Origin of the sequence: Polaribacter sp. Z014 (assembly GCF_023555435.1) — a bacterium.
Lineage (GTDB): Bacteria > Bacteroidota > Bacteroidia > Flavobacteriales > Flavobacteriaceae > Polaribacter.
This window is the reverse complement of the sequence record NZ_JALCZP010000001.1, coordinates 123,718-146,390: the sequence shown is the minus strand read 5'-3', so window position 1 is coordinate 146,390 and position 22,673 is coordinate 123,718. Positions and strand designations below refer to the sequence as shown.

Below are 22,673 nucleotides of genomic sequence, written 5' to 3'. Positions count from 1 at the left end.
TATGGCTATTGTAACTACAAAGGCAATTGTTTTAAGTACTCTAAAATTTGGTGATTCTAGTTTAATTGTAAAATGTTATACTGAAGAAGAAGGTGTAAAGTCTTATTTAATTAGAGGTATTTTAAAAGCTAAAAAAGGAGGCTTAAAAGTAGCTTATTTTCAACCATTAACACAACTTATTATTGTTGCAAGTCATAATAATAAAGGAACTTTAAACTCTATTAAAGAAGTTCAGGTTTCTAACCCATATCAAACTATTTATAGAGACATTGTTAAACAATCTGTGGTATTGTTTTTGTCTGAAGTTTTGTCTTATGCAATAAAAGAGGAAGAGAAAAATGAAGACCTTTTTGAGTATTTAGAATCGGGGCTTATTTGGTTAGATTTACACGATAAAATAGCAAACTTTCACTTGTTGTTTTTATTGAATTTAACACGTTTTTTGGGCTTTTATCCAGATTTATCTGAGAAAGATAAGTTAGGGTTTGATTTAAGTGAAGGAGTCTTTTCTGATTTAACTTCTCCTAAAAATATTATTTCTGGCAATTATTATTACCAATTTAAAAAGCTGTTAGGGATTACTTTTGATGAAATAGAAAATGTATCTTTTGGAAAACAAGAGAGACAGATTGTCTTAAAAATAATTATTCAGTATTTCGAATTGCATTTAGATGGTTTTAGAAAACCAAAATCGTTACAAATTTTAGAAACTGTTTTTAGTTGATACGTCAAAAATACAGACTAAAAAAGACTTAAGACCGCTTCGCTAAAAGAAGTAAGACGTGTTCAATTGATTGTTTTTAAGTGTTTTGTATTAAAAAAAATAGGCTTATTCAATACCCTGTTTTATAATTCAAATCTTTAAGTTATAATTTCTATCTAAAAAAAATGAACTTCATAAAGTTAACATAAACGTAAACTATTTTTAGTAAAGGCTAATGTTGATAGGTGTTTAAAAAGGTTTTTTAGTTTGAAAAAAATCTAATTTTTCTTCTTTTTACCTTCTTCTGTAAAATTATCATTTAATGCTCTTTCTGTTTTTATAATGCTAACTAAAACAGATAATAACACCAAAATCATAGGTTGCCAAGTCAATTCTTTAGTTGCAAAGTATGCAAATACCAAACCACCTAAAAGTGAAATTCCCGCATAAATAAGTAAGTTTTTACTAAAAACGGCATGCGCAAAATCCCATATTTTTTGATTGAGCATTGTTTTTGGTGTTCTGTAACCGTACCAATTATTTATTTTCTTTGGAGGAAATTTTAGAAAAATAATACTCATTAAAAAAAGCAATCCGTTTGTGGTTAAAATATAAATAACTGGACTCATAATAATTCTAAATTTTTAATTTTGCTACTGCTACTGCTACTGCTACTGCTACTGCTACTACTTTTTAATAGGTCTTAACAATCCTTCTTGCGCAACAGAAGCCACTAATTTACCATCTCTTGTAAAAATATTTCCTTTAGATAATCCTCTAGCCCCAAAAGCATTTGGAGATTCCACAGAATAGAGCATCCAATCATCAAAATCGAAATCTCTAAAAAACCACATAGTATGGTCTAAGCTTGCCGTTTGCGTATTGCCAAAATTATAATTACTTGCATTCGGATTAAATGCAGGGTTTAAGATGTTATAATCAGAAATATAAGCAAGAATTTCTTGTTTTGTTCTAAAACCCATTTCTTGTTTATCTCCTTTTAAACGAAACCAAACTTGTTCTGTTGGTGGTAAGTTTTCTGGTTGTAATGGGTTGGGAATTCTAACCGGTTTAAATTCTATAGGTCTTTCTATACTTAAAAAGTATTTCATAGATTTTGGTAAAAAATCGCCAAATTTATCCAACAAATCATCCCAACTTAACAATTTTTCGGGTTGTTTTATGTTAGAATCAAATGTTGTTTGATGTTCAAAACCATCTTCTTTTTTATGAAATGAAGCTGCTAAAATAAAAATAGTTTTTTCATTTTGGCTAGCAGTAACTCTTCTTGTAGAAAAACTACCACCATTTCTTACTTCTTGTACATGGTAATTAATAGGAATCGTTAGATCTCCGGCTTCTAAAAAATAAGAATGTAAAGAATGTAAAAAACGATTTTCTGGTATGGTTTTATAAGCTGCATTTACGGCTTGTGCTATAACTTGTCCGCCAAAAACACTTGGGCTACCAATAGTAACGCTATTTCCACTAAAATTATGGTTTCCTAAGTTTTCTAAGTTTAAAAGGGCAATTAATTCTTTAGTGTTTTTCATGAGAAATTTCTAAATTTTTAAATGGAAATTTTTGTTGAAATGGAGTTGGTTGAACTCTTTGCAAAAATAACTTTAAAATTTTATTTTTAATAGTTTTCTTGTGACGAAGATACATGGTTAAATCTTGAGGAACTGCACCAACCGAACTTTTTATTTCGCTAGCGGTTCTTCCAAAATTAATGGTTTTTAGTTTTTTATCAATAGCAATTTCTATATAGTCGTACAACATTCTTTGGTAAATGGCATACTCTCTATTTAGTTGATAATCGATGCCTACAAAGTGGGCGTCTAAAGACTCTTTGTTGATGATGCCAGAAATGAAACCAACAATTTTATCATCTAAACAATAAGATTTTAAAATGTAATTACCCCCAAATTTTTCCTTTAAATCCCTGTATGTTTCCAAATTAAAAATCCCCAAATTAAAACCAGCATTCAGAGCCACTTTTTCATAGAGAGCAGTCATTTTAGGTAACATCTCTTCGATGTCTTCTAAAGTGATTTCTTTAATTTTAATTGCGGCACTTTGCTTAAAAGCTTTTTTTGCTTTTACTCTAAACTTGGTTTTCATCGCAGCTAAATAATCGTCAAAATTTTGCCAATTATCATGCAGCTGAAGTTTCATATTAGGCTCTACAGAAAATGGATGGTATTTGTAATCTTTTAAAACATCAGTTATAAACAATGATTCCTTTGCAAAGTCTTTTACAAGAAAGGCATCAATCTGTTTTTTTAGCTTTTTATCAGAATTTACAAAATGATTAATACTTTCTGCCAATTCTTTTATAATGGCTTTTTTATCTTGACCATCCTTTATAAAAACTCCATGTTCTCCGCTCACAAAAGTGTTTCCACAGATTAGTAATTTTAAAGGTTTTTTATCTGGAAATACATGTAACTTTCTACCAATCTCTTTTAAAAATTCAAAATCGTTTTTAATAGAATTCAATTCAAAATCAATCATTTTTAAACTAGCAAATGCAGTAGGTTGGTTTTTGTTATCAACCAAAACAATATAAGAAAATGTTATTTCTGGGTGCTTTTTTTCTATTGATTTTAAAAAGTCTGGATGAAAATAAATATTTATTGTACAACCTAATTTTTCCCAGATTTGAGAAGGGATTTCATCTATAGAAGAGAAAAATTGCGCGGTATTTGTATTGGTACAACAAATCAAATTAATTCATATAAGGTTTTAAATTTTCGGTTGCTTCTAAAGGAGTTCTCTTTATTTGCAAAGTTCCGTTTTCTAATGTAATAATTCACTATTTAATCAAATAGATTTTATGGTCTTCAATTATAATACCAGTTATACATCTTGGGTATATACAGTTTGTTCTACCAAAAAGCACAAATTTAGAAGCTCTATTAAAACAACTTCTTTTGGCATTTTTAAAAGCACGAGAAATTCTATAATTATAAGCATTTATATATTTTTTGAATATAAAGAGGCATAAAAAATAAGAATACATAAAATTATGATTTCTTTAACACAACCTTAATTAGTTGCATATACAACTAATTGAGATTATGTTTATTTTTGCTGCGTGAAAAATGATGAACAACATATAGATTTTGAAAACTCAATAGGCCCTTGGCTTGGGAAAACAGGGAAAATGGTTAATTTTTTTTTTCAAGAATCATTTAGATCTAGAAACATAGATCTTACTAAAGAACAAATGATGCTTTTAAAAAAGTTACATGATCAAGACGGTTTAAATCAACATGATTTGGCTTTTTTAACGTTAAGAAACAAATCTTCTTTGGCACGTTTGTTAGTAAATATGGAAAAGAAAAACTACATTTTTAGAGAACAAAATAAAGACGACAAACGTATTAAAAATGTATACATAACCAATTTAGGAAAAGAAGTTTTTAATAAAGCAAAACCTATTATTCAAGATTTAATTACCACTATGGAAACTAATATTACGCCGGAAGATAAACAACAAATAATTAATATTTTTAAAAAAATACAGACTAATTTATATTCTAAATTAAAACATATTTAACAACCGATTTATGAGAAAAATTATACTAGCCGTTCTAGGGGTTTTAGCTATTGTAGGAGCAATAATTTTAGGTAATTATCTAATTGATAAAAACCAAAAGCCAAAACCAAAATATAAAAGGCAAATTAAAACTGCTTACGTAAAAAGCGTAGAGAATAAAGAGATTCCTATTATTTTATCTGCGAACGGTAATTTAACAGCAAAAAATAAAATAGAAATATATTCTGAAGTTTCTGGTATTTTAAAAACTTCTACCAAACTATTTAAAGCGGGTACAAATTATAACCGAGGCGAAACCTTGTTAAGTATTAATAGCGATGAGTTTTATGCTAGTTTACAATCTCAAAAAAGTAATTTAAATAATTTAATTACAGCAATTTTACCAGATTTACGTTTAGATTACCCTAATGAATTTAGCAAATGGGAAACCTATATTAAAGGTTTTGACATGAATTCTACTACCCCAAAATTACCAGCATTCTCTTCTGATAAAGAAAAGTATTTTATTAATGGTAGAGGTATTGTTACTGCATACTACAATGTTAAAAACTTAGAAGTTCGTTTGTCTAAACATCAAATTAGAGCGCCTTTTACGGGGACTCTTACAGAAGCTTTGGTGACGCCTGGATCTTTGGTTAGAGTTGGACAAAAATTAGGAGAATTTATAAACCCAAGTGTTTATGAAATGGAAGTTTCTATCAGTTCTGAATTTGCAGACTTATTAAAAGTAGGAAATACAGTTGCACTCACAAATTTAGAAAAAACTAAAAATTACACAGGAAAAGTTGTTCGTGTTAATGGAAAAGTAGATCAGGTTTCTCAAACTATAAAAGTCTACGTAGATGTAAAGCATCCAGATTTAAAAGAAGGGATGTTTTTAGAAGCCAATTTGGTTGCGAAATCAGAATCGAATGCCTTAGAAATTTCTAGAAAGTTATTGGTAAATAATAAAGCAGTGTACACAGTTAAAAACGATAGTATTTTAACATTAACTACCATTAATCCTGTTTATTTTAATTCAGAAACAGTGGTTGTAAAAGGTTTAGAAAATAATCAAAAAATGTTATCACAGGTTTTACCTGGGGCATTTAACGGTATGATTGTAAAAATTAATAAAAAGTAATTGTATGAAGAAAATAATTACATATTTTATTAAATTCCCTGTTGCAGTTAATATATTTATTATTGCTTTTGTTTTGTTCGGATTGGTAGGTGCTTTAAATATGAAGTCCTCCTTTTTCCCGCTAACAGACTCGCAATTAATAAAAATTTCATTAGCATATCCGGGAGCCTCTCCACAAGAAATGGAAGAAGGTGTGGTGTTAAAAATTGAAGACAATTTAAAAGGAATTGTTGGTGTAGAAAGAGTAACCTCTGTGTCTAGAGAAAATTCTGCAACGGTAAATATAGAAGTAGAAAAAGGAAAAAATATAGATGTTGTTTTATCTGATGTAAAAAATGCAGTAGACAGAGTGCCTTCTTTTCCTTCTGGTATGGAGCCAGCAGTTATTGCAAAAGTAGAAAACATTAGACCCACAATTAGTTTTACCATTAGTGGAGATAACTTAAGCCTTAAATCTATAAAACAATACGCTAGAAATGTAGAAAATGATATTAGAGGAATAGACGGAATTTCGCAAGTTTCATTGTCTGGTTTTCCAGATGAAGAAATAGAAATAGCAATACGAGAAAATGATTTACTAGCGTATAACATGTCTTTTTCTGAAGTAGCTGCAGCAATACAAAACTCTAATCTATTAATTACAGGTGGTAATATAAAAACCGAACAAGAAGATTATTTAATTAGAGCAAGTAATCGTTTTTATTATGGAAGCGAACTTTTAAATTTAATTGTTAGAACAGAAACTAACGGAAATATTATCCGTTTAAAAGATGTAGCAGAAGTTAGAGATACTTGGTCTGAAACACCAGACAGGTTGTATTATAATGAAAATTTAGCCATAGATATTACTGTAAGTAATACAAATAATGAAGATTTAATATCTTCTGCTGATAAAATAAAAGAATACATACACAAATACAATCAAGAAAATCAGAATGTACAACTTAACATTACAAGTGATAGAAGTACAACATTAAATGGTAGAACTAAATTATTGATAGAAAATGGTATTGCAGGTATTTTGCTAGTACTTTTCTTTTTAGCGTTGTTTTTAAACTTACGTTTGGCAATATGGGTAGCTTTTGGTTTGCCAATTTCCTTTTTTGGGATGTTTATTTTTGCTGCTCAATTTGATGTTACTATAAACGTACTATCTCTCTTTGGAATGATCATCGTTATTGGTATTTTGGTAGATGATGGTATTGTAATCGGAGAAAATATTTATCATCATTATTACGATTTAGGGAAATCTAAAATTCAAGCAGCCATAGACGGTACTATGGAAGTAATTCCGCCAATTGTTTCTGCAATTCTAACAACTCTTATCGCGTTTTCTACGTTCTTTTTTGTTGATGGAAGAATAGGAGATTTCTTTGGTGAAGTATCTACAATTGTAATGTTAACCTTAACAGTTTCTTTAGTAGAAGCGTTAATTATTTTACCGGCTCACATTGCGCATTCTAAGGCTTTAGATAGAAAACGTTTAGAAAACGGAGTAGAAGTTAAGAAAAATGCCATAGATGCTTTTTTTAATAAAATAAATAGAGCGGCAGATAAAGGTTTGGGTAAATTAAGAGACAATTATTATGTGCCTTTTTTAAAGTTTTCATTAAAAAATAAAATCTTTGCGTTTGCTATTCCAATTGCCTTGGTAATTTTTAGTTTTATGGCAATGAAAGCGGGTATTGTAAAACAATCCTTTTTTCCTAGAGTAGCAAGTGATAGTGTTAAAATTACACTAACAATGCCACAAGGTACAAACGAGCAAATTACAGATTCTATTATTTCATCCATAGAAAAAAAGGTTTGGTTGGTGAATGATGAGTATACCAAAAAACAAACAGGTAATGTACAAGTTATAGAAAATGTAATAAAAAGAATTGGTCCTGGTAGTGCAAATGCAACTTTAACGGTAAATTTATTACCAGGAGAAGCACGAGATTTTTCATCACCAGAAATAACAAATACAATTACAGATAAAGTTGGTAAAGTTACAGGTGTAGAGAGTTTAATCTTTGGTTCTGGTGGTAATTTTGGAGGAAGCCCAGTGGCGGTTTCTTTATTAGGAAATAATATTACAGAATTAAAAGCTGCCAAAGAAGAACTAAAACATGAGTTAGAAAATAATCCGCTTTTAAAAGATATTTCAGACAACGATCCGGCAGGAATTAAAGAAGTAAAAATAAAATTAAAAGACAATGCCTACTTATTAGGTTTAACCTTGCAATCTGTAATGAGTCAAGTTAGGTCTGGTTTCTTTGGTTTTCAAGCACAACGTTTTCAAAGAGGTCAAGATGAAATTAAAGTTTGGGTTCGTTATGATAGAAAAGACCGGTCTTCTATAAAAGATTTAGATGACATGCGTATTATTACAGCAACAGGAACAAGAATTCCTTTTTCTGAAATTGCAAATTATACCATAGAAAGAGGAGATATTGCCATTAATCATTTAGATGGTAAAAGAGAAATTCAAATTACGGCAGATTTAAAAGACCTTGAAACGAGTGCAACAGAAGTTTTAGATGACATTAAGTTAAAAGTAATGCCAGAAATACTTTCTAAATACCACACCGTAACTCCTTTGTATGAAGGTCAAAATAGAGAAGCTAAGAAAACTACAGATTCAGTTGGCGTAGTAGGTCCTATTATTTTACTATTGATTTATATTGTAATTGCCTTTACATTCCGTTCTTACAGTCAACCAATATTATTAATTGTAATGATTCCTTTTAGTATGATTGGTGTTGTTTGGGGACATTATTTTCATAATTTTTCAATTGGTATTTTATCCTTTTTAGGAATTATAGCTCTGGTAGGAATTATGGTAAATGATGGCTTGGTTTTAATTGGTAAATTCAACACTTACTTAAAAGAAGGAATGAAATTCGATGAAGCTCTTATTAGAGCAGGTCAATCTCGTTTTAGAGCTATTGTATTAACTTCTTTAACAACAGTTGCAGGTTTGGCTCCGTTATTATTAGAAAAAAGTAGACAAGCACAATTTTTAATACCAATGGCAATATCTATTTCTTACGGAATAGCCATTGCAACGATATTAACATTGGTAATGTTACCATTATTATTATCTGTTTCTAACAGTGTAAAAGTGGGCATAAAATGGCTAAAAACAGGAGAGAAAGTAAATAAAGAAGAAGTAGAAAGAGCTATCATAGAATCTAAATTTGATGAACATGAAGATCATTAGAAACACCATATTAGTAGTCGGAATTTTATCGACTTTACAAGGATTTTCGCAAGAAATTCTAACAAAGAAAGAAGCGCTAGAAATTACCTTAGAAAATAATTTCGGAATTAAAATAGCGAACAATAATTTAGACGTTGCAAAAAACAATAAAAGTATTTACAATACTGGTTTTTTACCGACAGCTAGTATTTCTTCTGGTGCAAATTATAGTAATAATAATCAAACCAACACACCACAGACAGGAGACCCAACATCTACAACAGGTGCAATAACCAAGTCTTATAGTGCAAGTATTGGTATAAATTATACTCTTTTTGATGGTTTGGGAAGAAAATACAATTATCAGCAATTAAAAGAAACGTATAATTTAACCGAATTACAAGCCAGAGAAACGATTGAAAACACGTATTTACAATTGTTTACCTCTTATTTTCAAATTGCAAGGTTATCAGAAAATAAATCGAATTTAGACGAAGCATTGTCTATTTCTAAACAACGTTTACTACGTGCAAAATATCAATATGAATACGGGCAATCTACAAGGTTAGAATTATTAAATGCAGAGGTTGATGTAAATAATGATAGCATTACTTTAATAAATGCCAACCAAGAATTAAGCAACGCAAAACGTAATTTAAACATTATATTGGGTGTTGAGAAAGAGGTAACTTTTATTGTTGAAACTGAGGTTCTTTTTAATAAAATGATGAATTTTGAAGATTTGCAACAAAAAACAATTTCTAATAATTCTACCCTTAAACAAAATGAAAAAAACATTGCCATTAGTGAGTTTAACATCAAAATAAATAAGGCAAATTATTTACCAACTTTAGGTTTTAGTTCATCTTATGGTTGGAATCAGAATGATAACGAAAACCTTGCCAATGCCTTTCAGCCAAAATCTACATCATCTAACGGATTAAATGCTGGTTTAAGTTTGTCTTGGAATTTGTTCGACGGAGGAGGCACAAAAACAAGGGTTGCCAACGCAAAAATAGCATTAGAAAATCAGCAAATATTATTAGAACAGCAAAAAGTAACCATCGATAATAATCTGAAAAATACTTGGGAAAATTATCAAAACCAATTATTTATTCTAAAAGCACAAGAAAAAAACGTGTTAACTACACAAAATAATTTTGATAGAAGTAGAGAGCGTTACAAGTTGGGGCAAATTACTTCTATTGAGTTTAGACAAGCTCAAATTAATTTTATCAATTCTAAAACAGCATATAATAATGCTAAATTTGATGCAAAATTGATAGAATTACAGCTTTTACAATTAAGTGGAGACATTCTAAATGTGCGTTTTTAAAAACTGATTTTTGTCATATCTTAAAATAATTTTATATATTAATTTTGAATTTAAAATAAAACGCTTATGAATTTTTTAAATATACCACAGGTTTCTTGGGTAAATGGTACCATTATGATAGGTATTTTTGCTGTAGTTGTTGTTGGTTTGGTTGTCACGGTTTATTTATTAATGAGTACAGATAAAAAAGCAAAATAATTTCCCCCAAATATTTTATAAGAGCCTGAGGTTATCTCGGGCTTTTGTGGTTACATTAAGTTAGAATATGCTTTATTTTTAACAACTATTTCACTATTTTTATAGATGAAAAAAATAAGGTATATGACTAATAAACTAGAAAATAATTTTGGTTATCTTTTAGAGAAAGATTTAATCTTAGAGATTGAGCAATTAGGTGTTTCTAAAGAGTTTAAAGAAAATACTACTATTATAGAAGTTGGAGATTATATAAAATCGATGCCTTTATTAATTTCTGGAGCCATTAAAATTCTTAGAGAAGATGAAAATGGTGATGAGATTGTTTTATACTATTTAGAAAAAGGAGATACTTGTGCCATGACGCTTTCTTGTTGTATGGGACAAACAAAAAGTAAAATTAGAGCTGTTGCAGAAACAAATGTTGAGCTAATTATGTTGCCAAAAGAAAAAATGGCAGATTGGTTAGGGAAATATAAATCTTGGCAATCTTATATTTTACAAACGTATCATAGTAGAATGGATGAGCTTTTAGAAGCTTTAGATACGATTGCTTTTTTAAAAATGGATGAACGCCTTTTTAAATACTTAAAAGACAAGGCGATGGTTACCCATAATGATCTTTTACATGTTACACACAAACAAATTTCTGAAGACTTACACACCTCTAGAGTTGTAGTATCTAGATTATTAAAAAAATTAGAAAACGAAAGTAAAATTCAATTATTTAGAAATAGTATAAAAGTTTTAGAACTGTAACATTAGTTACTGTGTAATTTAAAGTGGAGTCTTATTTTTGTAATAAAAACAATGAAATATTTTACTTTTTTCATAGCAATTGCTGTTCTATTTGGTTGCAAAGATTCTAAAAAGCCTTCATATTCTAAAAAGGATGACGTTTCAGAAATGCAAAACCATCCAGGTAAAAAGTTAATGGAAACAAACTGTTATGTATGCCACAACCCAACCACCATAGAAGATAATAGAATTGCACCACCAATGATTGCTATAAAAAAGCGTTATTCAATGGGCAATAGTTCTAAAGAAGCATTTATTAATTCCTTGCAAGATTTTATTAAAAACCCAACAACAGAAAATGCTAAAATGTATGGCGCTGTAAAACGTTTTGGAGTAATGCCTAAAATGGCTTTTCCAGAAGAAACAGTCAAACAAATTGCAGATTATATATTTGAGTTTGATATTGAAAAACCAGCATGGTTTGAAGAACATTATAATCAACAGCATGGAAATGGAAACGGTAATGGAATGGGGAATGGCAATGGAATGAGAAGACAACAACAAGGAAATAATTTTAAAAACGTACCTTACAATGAAAGAGGTTTAAAATATGCACTTTCTACGAAGGCAGTTTTAGGGAAAAACTTAATGAGTAAAATTCAAAAAGAAGGAACGCTAGCTGCATTAAAATTTTGTAATGTAAAAGCATTCCCTTTAACAGATAGTATGTCTGTGGTACACAAAGCAACTATTAAAAGGGTGTCTGATAAACCCAGAAACCCTAAGAATAAGGCAGATGTTATAGAAAATGGGTATATTACAGTGTTTAAAGAAGAGGCTAAATTAAATAAAGAGTCAGTACCAGTTGTTATAGAATCTGCAGAAAATGTAAAAGTGTATTATCCAATTAAAACAAATAGTATGTGTTTACAATGTCACGGAAAACCAACTGTAGATATTAAAAACAGCACTTTAGCGCAAATAGATAAGTTATATCCAAATGATTTGGCAATTGGATATAGTGAAAACCAAGTAAGAGGAATTTGGAGTATTACCTTTAACAAATAATCATAAAAAAGTTCTTAGGCATGAGCAATTTTTCAGAAATTATAAATCAAGATAAACCTGTTTTAGTAGATTTTTTTGCAGAATGGTGTGGCCCTTGTAAAATGATGAGTCCAATTTTAAAAGAAGTAAAAGACGCCTTAGGTGATACCGTTTCTATTATTAAAATTGATGTTGATAAAAATCAACCTATAGCAGCAAAATACCAAGTTAGAGGTGTGCCTACTTTAATTTTATTTAAATCTGGTAAACAGGTTTGGAGGCAGTCTGGTGTTGTCCAGAAAAAAGATTTAGTTTCTATTGTAAATAATAATCGGGGGATTTAATTATTTACAATAGTATTAAATGAAAGCATCTAATTAATTTTAGGTGCTTTCTTTATTCAGTAATACAATCTAAACTATAAAAACCACCACAGTTTTCGGTTCTCTTTTTAGAAAATTGGGTTATTAAATATGCTGTTGTAATAAGGTTTCTTAATTCGCATAAATCTACAGAAAGTTCAGAATAATCATACAAGCGTTTGTTGTCTTCATAAAGTACCCTTAACTTCTTCTCAGCACGTTTTAAACGCTCGTTAGAACGCACAATACCAACATAATTTGTCATAATAGTTTTTACTTCATTTCTATCATGAGCAATTAATATTTTTTCCATGTTTTTAATAACACCATTGTCATTCCATACAGGAACATCTTTAGGCATTTTAGCTTTATTAAATTTTTTAGAAACATTTAAAAAAGCTTTATGAGCATAGACTAATCCTTCTAATAAAGAATTAGATGCCAATCTATTTCCACCATGCAAACCAGTTCTGGTAACCTCACCACAAGCGTATAAATTCTTAATAGAAGTTTTCGCTTTTTTGTTCACATTTACACCACCACATATATAATGAGATGCAGGTACAACAGGAATATAATCTTTAGTTACATCAATATTTAAAGAAGCACATTTTTCTGTAATATTAGGAAAATGCTCTTTAAATTTTTCCATATCTAAATTCGTACAATCTAAATATACATGTGGTTTTCCACTCTTCTTTAATTCGTTATCTATAGCTCTAGCAACAATATCTCTAGAGGCTAATTCTTCTCTTTCATCATATTTATGCATAAAGAAGTTACCATTGTAGTCTCTTAACTTAGCACCAAAACCTCTAACGGCTTCAGAAATTAAGAAAGCAGGATATTCTCCTGGGTTGTATAATGCCGTTGGATGAAATTGAATAAACTCCATTTCAGATATTTCTGCTTTTGCACGGTATGCAATTCCTATTCCATCACCAGTAGCAACCACAGGGTTTGTAGTAGTTTCATATACTTGTCCATTACCACCAGAAGCTAAAATGGTAAATTTGCTTACAAAAGTTTTTACAATTGCATTTTTTTCATCTAAAACATAAGCACCATCACAAGAAATTTTGCCATTTCGTTTCGTCTTTCTCTTTTTTGTTTGATGCTCGGTAATTAAATCAATTGCATAATGATGCGTTAAAAAATCAATGTTTTCAAGTGCATTTACTTGTGCTAATAAGGCACGTTCAACTTCTGCGCCTGTAATATCTGTATGATGTAAAATTCTATTTTGAGAATGTCCTCCTTCACGACCTAAATCGTAATCTCCATTTTCATTTTCATCAAATTGGGTTCCCCAATCAATTAATTCTTGAAGTCTTTTTGGAGCATCACCTACCACCATTTTTACTACTTCTTCATCGCACAAACCATCTCCAGCAACTAAAGTATCATTTATATGTTGCTCAAAACTATCTACAGTTCTGTTATAAACAGTAGCAATTCCACCTTGTGCATACTTAGTGTTAGATTCACTTTGTTCGTCTTTTGTAACAATTGTAATTTTGGCATCTTTAAACTTAGTTGCCGTTTTTAGGGCAAAAGTTAATCCGGAAATACCAGAACCAATTACTAGAAAATCTGTAGAAATTATTTTTTTATCAGGTAACATTTTAAGGTGTTATTTAGAAAGTTCTAACATTCTGTTGATAGGAATAATTGCTTTTTTTGCCAATTCTTCTTCAACTTCTATATTGGGTAATTCGTGTTTTAAACATAAATACAATTTTTTCATTGTATTCATTTTCATGTATGCACATTCGCTGCAAGCACAAGTATTATCTTCTTTTGCTGGTGCAGGAATAATTATTTTATCAGGATTTTCTTGCATCATTTCAAACAAAATACCAGCTTCTGTAGCTACAATAAATTTCTTTTTATCGCTGTTTTTTACATGATTTAAAAGACCAGAAGTAGAGCCAATATATTTAGCCACTTTTAGCATGTGTGCTTCAGATTCTGGATGCGCAATTAATTCTGCATCTGGGTGTTCTGTGTATAAAGTTATTAACTTTTCCATAGAAAAAGCTTCGTGAACCATACAAGCGCCATCCCAAAGTAACATTTCTCTACCTGTTTCTTTGTTTAAATAATCTCCTAAATTTCTATCTGGTGCAAAAATAATAGGTTGATCTTGCGGAATAGAATCGATAATTTTTCTAGCGTTAGATGAGGTACAAACGTAATCGCTTAACGCTTTAATTTCTGCAGAACAATTAATGTACGTAACAACAATATGGTCTGGGTGTTTCTTTTTAAATTCTGAAAACTGTTCTGGCGGACAAGAATCTGCTAAAGAACAACCTGCTAGTAAGTCTGGTAATAAAACTTTTTTAGTCGGATTTAATATTTTGGCAGTTTCTGCCATAAAATGAACCCCGGCAAAAACAATAATATCTGCATCTGTTTTTTCGGCTTGTTGCGCCAATGCTAAACTATCACCAACAAAATCTGCAATTTCTTGAATCTCATCTATTTGATAATAATGCGCTAAAATAACGGCATTCTTCTCTTTTTTTAGTTTTAAGATTTCCTCAACATAATCAATATTAGGAGTTTCAATATCTAAAAATCCCTTTTCAGTTAGATTTTTCTTTGCAGCATCTAAAGTTTCCATAAAAAGTGTTTATTTTGAACTAGACTACAAATATAAACTCTATTTTGTAGGTAGTAAAATGATTACCGTTATTCTATGAAATAATAACTATAATACTAGAAATGTTGAATTTATCTGAGAAGTTTTGGGAGAAAAAGTATGAAACTCAAAAAATTGGTTGGGATTTAGGAGTTGTTTCTCCGCCTTTAAAATTTTATTTTGATCAATTAACAAATAAAGAACTTAAAATATTGATTCCGGGTGGTGGAAATTCTTACGAAGCAGAGTATCTTTTTAACAACGGATTTAAAAATGTTTCTGTGGTTGATATTTGCCATAATCCGCTTGAGAATTTGAAAGATAGAGTTCCCAGTTTTCCTGAAAATCAATTAATTCATGGCAATTTTTTTGATTTAGAAGCTACTTTCGATTTGATAATAGAACAAACTTTTTTTTGTGCTATCAATCCTGATTTACGATTAAAATACGCATCAAAAATGAGAGATTTATTAAGTGATGAAGGTAAATTAGTTGGTTTGTTTTTTGATGCAAAACTCAATGAAGATCATCCACCTTTTGGTGGAAATAAAGAAGAATATATAAACTATTTTGAAGCCCATTTTATAATGGATATTTTTACAGAATGTTATAATTCTTATCATAACAGACAAGAAATGGAGTTGTTTGTTAAGTTTGTGAAGAAATAGAAATTACACGATATTTTTAGAGTTAAATCTGAAACAAAACCTCAAAGGTTATAAAAACCTTTGAGGTTTGTACATTCTCTTTTTCTAAAACTTATACTGTAAAAATGCAGAGAAATTACGTCCTGGTTCTGTAACCGGAGTTCTTCCAAAATCTGCTTGATTTGTAAATGAAAAGTTTAAATGGCTGTTATATCCTTTGTCAAATACATTTAAAACAGCAACACCTAAGGTAATATTTTTAATGGGTACTCCTCCAAAACGAAGATCTAAAGTTTGGTAACCTGCGGTTGATGTTTCTCCGTAACTTTCAGAAATATTGTCTTGTTTAGAAACCAAATTATATTGCGCATTTGCCCAAATATATTCTTTTTGAAAACCGAAAGTAAATTTGGTGGTAAAAGGTGGGGTTAAAGGTAAAGATTCGTCTAAATCGTTATTTTTTGTATACACATAAGAAAACTCCGTTTTAAAATTATAAGTATCTAAAAAATCTACACGAGCCATCGCTTCGAAACCAGTTTTGTATGCTTCGTCTAAATTCTGAAATACTTTTACACTAGTAGGATCTGTAGTTGGATTAAATTTTCTTGAAATGCTTGGATCTACGATTCCTACAATGTAATTTTCGAAATAAGAATAGTACACCGAAGTTTCAAACTGAAAACTATTAAATCCGTTTTTAAGTACTTCAAAACCTTTAATTCCAATTTCAAACTGATTGTTTACTTCCGCTTTTAAATCTGGATTTCCTACATATTCATAAGGGTCTTGCCCAACTGTAAAATGATTTATATAACGCTCTATCATGTTAGCAGTTCTTGTTCCACGACCATAAGCAGCTTCTAAAGTATAGGTGTCTGAAATCATTTTTTTAATGGAAACAGTTCCGCTAAAAGTATGTTCTGTACGTTTTTTTAAATTATACATTGCGGCAAAATCTGCAGCCGGATCTTTAATATCAGACGTTACATTGTCATAACGAATACCAACTGTTAGAATGGTGTTTTCTGCGACACTGTATTTTGCTTCTGTAAAAAAACCAAGGTCTGTAATGTAAGAATCTTGCCAAGTTTTATCATAAAAAGTTTTTGGTGTTGCAAGCATACTTCCATTCATCATTTTAACAATTCTAGTTCTTCCACCATCTCTTGCAATATTCATTAAATCAATTCCAGAATACATATCTAGCGCTTTAGAGGGTAGCCAATTGATTTCAATTTTACCACCAGCAGTAGTAGCTTCAACAGAAGAAGCAGCTTCCGTCATCATAAATGAAGGTCTGTTAGTATTGGTCATTAAATGGTCTACATAACTATGGTATCCTTTTACTGTAATCGCTTTTATAACTTTTGCTATATGGTCTATTTTATAGTCAACAGAAAGAATACTACTGTTGTCATATTCTGTATCCATTGGTAAAGCAGCGTGTAAAACATCACGACCAAAAGATTGTCTCCAATCTACTTTTAAACGTTGGTTTTCGGTAAAGTTGTAGCCAACTTTAATTCCGTAATCAGAGCTTTTAAAAGAAGACGGAATTTCAGTTCCAAAGCCATCTTTATAGTTTCCAAAATCTCTATAACCACCATTGGCAACAATATCAAATTTTTCATTGATGTATTGTAGTTCTGCTAAATTAACCATGGAGTTTCCGTTACTTTCAAAGCCGCCAGAAACTTTTCCATGAAAACCATAATCTTCATAATTTGGTTTTTGTGTAACTAAGTTTATAATTCCTCCAAAAGTAGCACCATATCTAACAGTATAAGGCCCTTTTATGATTTCAATTCTAGAAATTTCTTCAGGAATTATGTGTGTTGTTACAGGATCCATCCTGTTAGGGCACGCATGCATTGCTTTTGTACCACCGTCATATTGAATGTTTAATTGCTCATATTGCGCACCTCTAAAAGAAGGGTCTATGGCATAATTTCCTCTTTTAATTACTGAAAAACCATTGATGTTGTTAAATAAATCGGCAACATTTTTTGGCTGTACTATTTTTTCAGCATATTTATTAGCGATGGAACTAAATACAGGGTCTTTCTTTGTTTTTCCTGTAATGATAACTTCATCTAGTTGTACTGCTTTTTGTTTCGTACTATCTTTTTTGGAGGCTACTTTTTCTTGACTATAAGATGTAGCAGAAATTAGCGTGCATAAAAGCACACTATAAAATATTTTCATCTGTAATAATTTTAATTTTAACTATGTAGTTTTTTTATAGAAGTTCTATAAAATAAAAAGAAAATTATGCATTTGGCGGATGAAAACAAGATGCTAGTAATTTAAAATGATAGAGATTTAAATACTGAAAAGTAGATGTATTTTGATCTGTAAATTTAGTTAAATGAAAAGAAGACACTTTTTCACTATATAATAATAGATCTTTAAAATCAGTAAGTTGTATTGGTTGGTTTTTTTCTTCGTCTGTAGTTTTTGTCACTTTTTTTAAGTGGCACTTTCCATCACAATGCAATGCTGGTTTGTCTTTGTTTTCGCAATATGCTTCTATAAAACCCGCTGTGTCTAAATTATAATAGATATACGTAATAGACACTCTTAAACTATTGTAGAGTATAAGAGTACTAAATAATATTGGGAAAATGATTTTCCAGTTCTTCACAAATATAAATTTAAAAGATGTACATATCTTTTAGTATGATTTTTATCATTAAAAATCTTTGTTTTCTACACAGTTTTTACAAAAATAATCATATAAAATTTTCTTCTAAGTAACATTTGTTGCATTTGTAAAAACTATTGTTTATTAAATTTGCATAAGTAAAATTAATAACCAACTATTGAGACTGAAAATAGTAGGTCGGAATTTAATTTATAAACAATAAAAAAGATGAATGTTATACAATTTGAAGATAAGCCATTAGCACATTATTCATATGCTATTATTAGTGGCGGTGATATGGCTTTGGTAGATCCTTCTAGAGATCCAAAACCATATTATGAATTGGCAGAAAAACATCAAGTAAAAATTAAAGCCATTTTTGAAACACATCCTCATGCAGATTTTGTGAGTAGTCATTTACAATTACATAAAGAAACTGGAGCAAAAATTTATGTTAGCCAATTAGTTGGTGCAAATTATACACATGAAGCTTTTGATGATGGTAATTCAATTTCTATTGGAGATGTTACGTTTTCTTCTATAAATTCTCCAGGACATTCACCAGACAGTATTACCATAATTGCTGTTGATAAAGAAAATAACCATGCAATGTTTTCTGGTGACACTTTATTTATTGGTGATGTTGGAAGACCCGATTTAAGAGAAAAAGCGGGTAATATGAAAGCTAAAAGAGAAGAGCTTGCCCAAAAGATGTATCATACAATACAACATAAATTTACACATTTACCAGATGCAACTATTGTGTATCCGGCTCATGGAGCAGGTTCTTTATGTGGTAAAAATATGAGTACAGATTCTCAAAGTACTTTAGGTAAAGAAAGAAAAGAAAATTGGGCTTTTCAAGATATGACAGAAGTACAATTTATGAATCATATTTTAAAAGATCAACCCTTTATTCCTTCTTATTTTGAGTTTAATGTTGATATCAATAAAAATGGTGCTGACAATTTTAAATCGGTATTTGGTAGCATCCCTTTTAAATTTGGAATTACAGATTTTAAGAATAATAATGATTTAATTTTAGATGTTAGAAGTGCTGACGATTTTCAAAAAAATCATCTAAAAGGAAGTTTTAATATCATCGCAGAAACAGAAAATGACAAAGTAGAAACATGGTTGGGATCTATTATAGAACCAAATGAGAGTTTTCATTTAGTAATTAATACGGTTGATGATGTAGAAGTGATACTTAGTAGAATTGCTAAAATAGGTTACGAAAAACAAGTAAAATCTATTATAACTTTAGATAGCGCTAGTTTTGAAACTTCTAAACCTTTAGATCTTCAAGATTTTAAAAAGAATACAGATCAATACACAATTATAGATATTAGAAATAAAAGTGAAGTTAATGAAGGTAAGATTTTTGAAAACGCTATTTCAATTCCACTGCATCAGTTAAGAGCATCAAAAAGTAAAATCCCAACAGATAAACCCATTGTAGTGCATTGTGCAGGAGGCTACAGAAGTGCAGCAGGAAGTAGTGTTATTTCTAACATAATAGAAAGTAATAACATCTATGATCTTAGTGATAACATAAACGATTTTTATTAACAATTATATTAAAAACAGTAAACTTTTTTAGATGCTAAAATGAATTTCGAAATAATAAAACGGCAACTTTTAAACCATTAACAATCCTTATAACAACATAAAGTTTCGGTATGGTTTAAGTTACAAATGTTACAAAGCAAGTACTATTTCTAAAGTAATTTTACTTCAGATAACAATTAAATATAACATATATGAATACTCAAGAAACAAATCAAGAACAAGAAACATTTGCAATGCCAAGAATTGGAGATAAAGCACCTCAATTTACAGCAGTAACAACTCAAGGAGATATTAATTACCCTTCAGATTATAAAGGAAAATGGTCTATTTTATTTAGTCATCCAGCAGATTTTACGCCTGTTTGTACTTCAGAATTTATGACATTTGCACATTTAGAAGAAAAATTTGAGAAAGCAAATTGTAGCCTTATCGGATTGTCTATAGATGGTTTGTATAGCCATATTGCTTGGTTAAGAACTATTAAAGATAAAATTGAATTTAACGGAATGAAAAACATAGAAGTTAAGTTTCCTTTAATAGAAGATATTTCTATGAATGTTGCTAAAAAATACGGAATGATTCAACCAGGAGAAAGCAAAACACAAGCAGTTAGAGCGGTGTTTTTTGTAGATCCTAATGAAACTGTAAGAGCAATTATCTATTACCCATTAAGTTTAGGACGTAATTTTGATGAATTATACAGAGCTTTAATTGCAATGCAGACTTCGGATAAATTTAATGTAGCAACTCCAGCAGATTGGAATCCTGGTGATGATGTAATTGTATCTCCAGCTGGTTCTTGTGGTGTTGCAGAGCAAAGAATGAATTCTACAGAAGAACTAGACTGTAAAGACTGGTTTTTCTGTACTAAGAAATTAGATAAAGATTTAGTTTTAGATAGCATTCTAAAAAAATAATCCCCTATTTTTAAAATAAAGAGGCTGTTTTGTGTAAGACAGCCTCTTTTGTAATATAAGTTACATATAGCTTTGTGTAAAGGCCATAAATTTGACCAATAAATTATTTAAAATGGCAAAAGAACATTTTTATCAGGTAAAAGTAAATTGGAACGAAAATAGAAAAGGAACTTTATCTTCTGATGTAATAGATGAAAAAATTACAATTGCAACTCCTCCAGAATTCCCAAAAGGAGAAGCAAATATTTGGACTCCAGAACATTATTTTGTGGCAGCTATTAATGGTTGTTTAATGACTACCTTTTTAGCAGTTGCAGAAAACTTTAAACTCAATTTTATAGATTTTGAATCGGATGCAGAAGGAAAACTAGAAATGGTAGATCGTAAATTTAAAATGAGTGAAGTTATTTTAAAACCTACTGTTACAATTTCTAATGAAGCAGATATTGAATTGGCCAAAAAAGTGGTAGAAAAAGCAGAAGCAGCTTGTTTAATTTCTAATTCTATTACTTCTACGATTAAATTAGAGGTGACGATTAAAGTAAAAGAAAGCTGAAAATTTTCAATCAACAAAGTAAGGTTTTAAGTTGCGAATCTCGTATTTTTATTGGCGCTTAGAATAATTAATATTTTATAATACATTTAAAAAGTTTTCTATGGAAGACATGATTTTTTACGATAGGTTGCAATTTGCATTTACTATCACATTTCACTATATATTTCCGCAATTAACAATGGGACTATCTTTAATGATTGTCTATTTTAAATGGAAATATTTAAGAAATAATGACGAAAAATATAACAATGCTGCTAAATTTTTTATGAAAATTTTTGCAGTAAATTTTACAATGGGTGTTGTAACAGGAATTCCTATGGAGTTTCAATTTGGTACCAATTGGGCAAAATTTTCTGAATTAACAGGTGGGATTATTGGGCAAACTTTAGCCATGGAAGGAATGTTTTCTTTCTTTTTAGAATCATCCTTCTTAGCGCTCTTTATTTTTGGTGAAAAATTAATGGGACAAAAACTCCATTTCTTAACAGGATTCTTGGTGTTTCTAGGTTCTTGGGCAAGTGGTTGGTTTATTTTAGCTACCAATGCTTGGATGCAACACCCTGTAGGTTATGAAATTTTAGAAAACGGTAAATATGTTCTAGAAAATTTTTCAGCCTTGTTTAGTAATCCTTGGTTGTTGCCTGCTTTTTTACACAATCAAATGGCCTCTGTTGTAACCTCTTCTTTTGTGGTAGCAAGTATTGGTGCTTTTTATATCTTAAGAAAAAAACAATTAGAATACGGAAAACTATTTTTAAAAACAGGTGTAATTTTCGGATTAATATCTAGTTTACTAGTTGCTTTTCCAACAGGAGATTGGAATGCTAAGAATGTTGCAGAACACCAACCAGCGTCTTTTGCAGCTATGGAAGGAATTTTTGAAACTGAAGAAGCTGGAGCAGAAATTGTTTTGGTTGGTCAGCCAAATATGGTAGACAAAAAGCTAGATAATAAAATTGCCGTTCCTAATATTTTAAGTTTTTTAACCCATCAAGATTGGAATAAGCAAATTCCAGGAATGGATCAATTTAAAGAAGAAGAATTGCCAGATAATATTCCGGCTCTTTATTATTCTTATCATATAATGGTTGGTTTAGGTACCATATTTATTGGTATAATGGCTTTAGCATTATTCTTTTTATGGCGAAAAAAACTGTATACTTTTAAGCCAATACTTTGGTTTATTATGTTTTTAGTGCCGTTTCCGTATATCGCAAACCTTACAGGTTGGTATACGGCAGAATTAGGGAGACAACCGTATTTAGTGTATGGATTGTTAAAAACAAGCGATGGTATTTCGCCAACAGTGTCCTCTGGTAATACCTTATTTACTTTATTAGGTTTTGTGGCTTTATATATGCTACTTGGTTTATTATTTTTAGTACTTGTTGGAAAAACTATTAACGAAGGTCCAAAACTTCAAAAACATTAAAC

21 protein-coding genes are annotated in these 22,673 nt (G+C 30.0%); 14 read left to right on the top strand and 7 right to left on the bottom strand.

The window, feature by feature from the left end:
• The first annotated feature begins 1 nt into the window (after window position 1).
• Window positions 2-724 (top strand): DNA repair protein RecO, encoded by a 723-nt coding sequence (gene recO / locus MPF19_RS00670; RefSeq protein ID WP_203393336.1) that lies wholly within the window; start codon window positions 2-4, stop codon window positions 722-724.
• Window positions 725-981: 257 nt separating this feature from the next.
• Here recO and MPF19_RS00665 read toward each other — a convergent pair whose 3' ends face one another.
• The 3 genes from MPF19_RS00665 to MPF19_RS00655 are packed head-to-tail and all read right to left on the bottom strand — an operon-like array spanning window position 982 to window position 3,433.
• The gene (locus MPF19_RS00665) at window positions 982-1,332 is read right to left on the bottom strand and encodes an SdpI family protein (protein ID WP_203393335.1); all 351 of its coding nucleotides are present in this window, start codon (window positions 1,330-1,332) and stop codon (window positions 982-984) included.
• Window positions 1,333-1,389: 57 nt separating this feature from the next.
• Window positions 1,390-2,256 carry an acyl-CoA thioesterase gene (locus MPF19_RS00660; RefSeq protein WP_203393334.1) on the bottom strand — a complete coding sequence of 289 codons (867 nt, stop codon included), beginning with the start codon at window positions 2,254-2,256 and terminating at the stop codon, window positions 1,390-1,392.
• Window positions 2,243-3,433 carry a GNAT family N-acetyltransferase gene (locus MPF19_RS00655; protein WP_249986377.1) on the bottom strand — a complete coding sequence of 397 codons (1,191 nt, stop codon included), beginning with the start codon at window positions 3,431-3,433 and terminating at the stop codon, window positions 2,243-2,245. The genes MPF19_RS00660 and MPF19_RS00655 overlap by 14 nt, the downstream gene beginning before the upstream one ends.
• Before the next feature lie 439 nt (window positions 3,434-3,872).
• On the opposite strand from MPF19_RS00655, the gene MPF19_RS00650 reads away from it, so the two are divergent.
• From MPF19_RS00650 to trxA, 8 genes are all read left to right on the top strand, one after another.
• Window positions 3,873-4,268 carry a MarR family winged helix-turn-helix transcriptional regulator gene (locus MPF19_RS00650; RefSeq protein WP_249986376.1) on the top strand — a complete coding sequence of 132 codons (396 nt, stop codon included), beginning with the start codon at window positions 3,873-3,875 and terminating at the stop codon, window positions 4,266-4,268.
• A gap of 10 nt (window positions 4,269-4,278) precedes the next feature.
• A complete protein-coding gene (locus MPF19_RS00645) occupies window positions 4,279-5,391 on the top strand; it encodes an efflux RND transporter periplasmic adaptor subunit (RefSeq protein ID WP_249986375.1) in 1,113 nt (370 codons plus the stop codon).
• Window positions 5,392-5,395: 4 nt separating this feature from the next.
• Window positions 5,396-8,596, top strand: a complete 3,201-nt coding sequence (locus tag MPF19_RS00640) for an efflux RND transporter permease subunit (RefSeq protein ID WP_249986374.1) — start codon at window positions 5,396-5,398, stop codon at window positions 8,594-8,596.
• On the top strand, window positions 8,583-9,911 hold the full coding sequence (locus tag MPF19_RS00635) for a TolC family protein (protein WP_249986373.1): 1,329 nt from the start codon (window positions 8,583-8,585) through the stop codon (window positions 9,909-9,911). Before MPF19_RS00640 ends, MPF19_RS00635 begins: the two co-directional genes overlap by 14 nt.
• Window positions 9,912-9,977: 66 nt before the next feature.
• Window positions 9,978-10,109, top strand: coding sequence for a hypothetical protein (locus MPF19_RS19275; protein WP_284041315.1), 132 nt, complete (start codon window positions 9,978-9,980; stop codon window positions 10,107-10,109).
• 123 nt (window positions 10,110-10,232) lie between these two features.
• Entirely contained in the window at window positions 10,233-10,865 is a 633-nt protein-coding gene (locus MPF19_RS00630; RefSeq protein ID WP_203393329.1) for a Crp/Fnr family transcriptional regulator, read from the top strand.
• Window positions 10,866-10,916: 51 nt separating this feature from the next.
• Window positions 10,917-11,912, top strand: coding sequence for a c-type heme family protein (locus MPF19_RS00625; protein ID WP_249986372.1), 996 nt, complete (start codon window positions 10,917-10,919; stop codon window positions 11,910-11,912).
• Between the two features lie 20 nt (window positions 11,913-11,932).
• Window positions 11,933-12,235 carry a thioredoxin gene (trxA, locus tag MPF19_RS00620; RefSeq protein WP_249986371.1) on the top strand — a complete coding sequence of 101 codons (303 nt, stop codon included), beginning with the start codon at window positions 11,933-11,935 and terminating at the stop codon, window positions 12,233-12,235.
• 52 nt (window positions 12,236-12,287) lie between these two features.
• Here the strand turns inward: trxA and nadB are convergent, their stop codons facing one another.
• Both nadB and nadA read right to left on the bottom strand, forming a co-directional pair.
• Window positions 12,288-13,877, bottom strand: a complete 1,590-nt coding sequence (gene nadB / locus MPF19_RS00615) for an L-aspartate oxidase (RefSeq protein WP_249986370.1) — start codon at window positions 13,875-13,877, stop codon at window positions 12,288-12,290.
• A gap of 9 nt (window positions 13,878-13,886) precedes the next feature.
• On the bottom strand, window positions 13,887-14,882 hold the full coding sequence (nadA, locus tag MPF19_RS00610; protein WP_203393326.1) for a quinolinate synthase NadA: 996 nt from the start codon (window positions 14,880-14,882) through the stop codon (window positions 13,887-13,889).
• 104 nt (window positions 14,883-14,986) lie between these two features.
• On the opposite strand from nadA, the gene MPF19_RS00605 reads away from it, so the two are divergent.
• Window positions 14,987-15,568 carry a methyltransferase domain-containing protein gene (locus MPF19_RS00605; protein WP_249986798.1) on the top strand — a complete coding sequence of 194 codons (582 nt, stop codon included), beginning with the start codon at window positions 14,987-14,989 and terminating at the stop codon, window positions 15,566-15,568.
• 84 nt (window positions 15,569-15,652) lie between these two features.
• On the opposite strand, the gene MPF19_RS00600 is transcribed toward MPF19_RS00605, so the two are convergent.
• Window positions 15,653-17,755, bottom strand: coding sequence for a TonB-dependent receptor domain-containing protein (locus MPF19_RS00600; RefSeq protein WP_249986369.1), 2,103 nt, complete (start codon window positions 17,753-17,755; stop codon window positions 15,653-15,655).
• Between the two features lie 64 nt (window positions 17,756-17,819).
• Entirely contained in the window at window positions 17,820-18,194 is a 375-nt protein-coding gene (locus MPF19_RS00595) for a hypothetical protein (RefSeq protein ID WP_203393324.1), read from the bottom strand.
• A gap of 228 nt (window positions 18,195-18,422) precedes the next feature.
• Here MPF19_RS00595 and MPF19_RS00590 point away from each other — a divergent pair, with 228 nt between their 5' ends.
• From MPF19_RS00590 to MPF19_RS00575, 4 genes are all read left to right on the top strand, one after another.
• The gene (locus tag MPF19_RS00590) at window positions 18,423-19,766 is read left to right on the top strand and encodes an MBL fold metallo-hydrolase (RefSeq protein ID WP_249986368.1); all 1,344 of its coding nucleotides are present in this window, start codon (window positions 18,423-18,425) and stop codon (window positions 19,764-19,766) included.
• Between the two features lie 191 nt (window positions 19,767-19,957).
• A complete protein-coding gene (locus MPF19_RS00585; RefSeq protein WP_203393322.1) occupies window positions 19,958-20,683 on the top strand; it encodes a peroxiredoxin in 726 nt (241 codons plus the stop codon).
• A 112-nt stretch (window positions 20,684-20,795) separates the two neighbouring features.
• Complete coding sequence (locus MPF19_RS00580) at window positions 20,796-21,239, top strand: OsmC family protein (protein ID WP_203393321.1); 444 nt, start codon at window positions 20,796-20,798, stop codon at window positions 21,237-21,239.
• 100 nt (window positions 21,240-21,339) lie between these two features.
• Window positions 21,340-22,671: a cytochrome ubiquinol oxidase subunit I gene (locus MPF19_RS00575; protein WP_203393320.1), complete on the top strand. Its 1,332-nt coding sequence runs from the start codon at window positions 21,340-21,342 to the stop codon at window positions 22,669-22,671.
• The last annotated feature ends 2 nt before the right edge of the window (window positions 22,672-22,673 follow it).

Excerpts from the sequence above, each read along its gene's own strand:
- recO (WP_203393336.1), top strand. The coding sequence starts at position 2 with ATGGCTATTGTAACTACAAAGGCAATTGTTTTAAGTACTCTAAAATTT.
- MPF19_RS00665 (WP_203393335.1), bottom strand. The coding sequence starts at position 1,332 with ATGAGTCCAGTTATTTATATTTTAACCACAAACGGATTGCTTTTTTTA.
- MPF19_RS00660 (WP_203393334.1), bottom strand. The coding sequence starts at position 2,256 with ATGAAAAACACTAAAGAATTAATTGCCCTTTTAAACTTAGAAAACTTA.
- MPF19_RS00650 (WP_249986376.1), top strand. The coding sequence starts at position 3,873 with ATGGTTAATTTTTTTTTTCAAGAATCATTTAGATCTAGAAACATAGAT.
- MPF19_RS00645 (WP_249986375.1), top strand. The coding sequence starts at position 4,279 with ATGAGAAAAATTATACTAGCCGTTCTAGGGGTTTTAGCTATTGTAGGA.
- MPF19_RS00640 (WP_249986374.1), top strand. The coding sequence starts at position 5,396 with ATGAAGAAAATAATTACATATTTTATTAAATTCCCTGTTGCAGTTAAT.
- MPF19_RS00635 (WP_249986373.1), top strand. The coding sequence starts at position 8,583 with ATGAAGATCATTAGAAACACCATATTAGTAGTCGGAATTTTATCGACT.
- MPF19_RS19275 (WP_284041315.1), top strand. The coding sequence starts at position 9,978 with ATGAATTTTTTAAATATACCACAGGTTTCTTGGGTAAATGGTACCATT.
- MPF19_RS00630 (WP_203393329.1), top strand. The coding sequence starts at position 10,233 with ATGACTAATAAACTAGAAAATAATTTTGGTTATCTTTTAGAGAAAGAT.
- MPF19_RS00625 (WP_249986372.1), top strand. The coding sequence starts at position 10,917 with ATGAAATATTTTACTTTTTTCATAGCAATTGCTGTTCTATTTGGTTGC.
- trxA (WP_249986371.1), top strand. The coding sequence starts at position 11,933 with ATGAGCAATTTTTCAGAAATTATAAATCAAGATAAACCTGTTTTAGTA.
- nadB (WP_249986370.1), bottom strand. The coding sequence starts at position 13,877 with ATGTTACCTGATAAAAAAATAATTTCTACAGATTTTCTAGTAATTGGT.
- nadA (WP_203393326.1), bottom strand. The coding sequence starts at position 14,882 with ATGGAAACTTTAGATGCTGCAAAGAAAAATCTAACTGAAAAGGGATTT.
- MPF19_RS00600 (WP_249986369.1), bottom strand. The coding sequence starts at position 17,755 with ATGAAAATATTTTATAGTGTGCTTTTATGCACGCTAATTTCTGCTACA.
- MPF19_RS00590 (WP_249986368.1), top strand. The coding sequence starts at position 18,423 with ATGAATGTTATACAATTTGAAGATAAGCCATTAGCACATTATTCATAT.
- MPF19_RS00585 (WP_203393322.1), top strand. The coding sequence starts at position 19,958 with ATGAATACTCAAGAAACAAATCAAGAACAAGAAACATTTGCAATGCCA.
- MPF19_RS00580 (WP_203393321.1), top strand. The coding sequence starts at position 20,796 with ATGGCAAAAGAACATTTTTATCAGGTAAAAGTAAATTGGAACGAAAAT.
- MPF19_RS00575 (WP_203393320.1), top strand. The coding sequence starts at position 21,340 with ATGGAAGACATGATTTTTTACGATAGGTTGCAATTTGCATTTACTATC.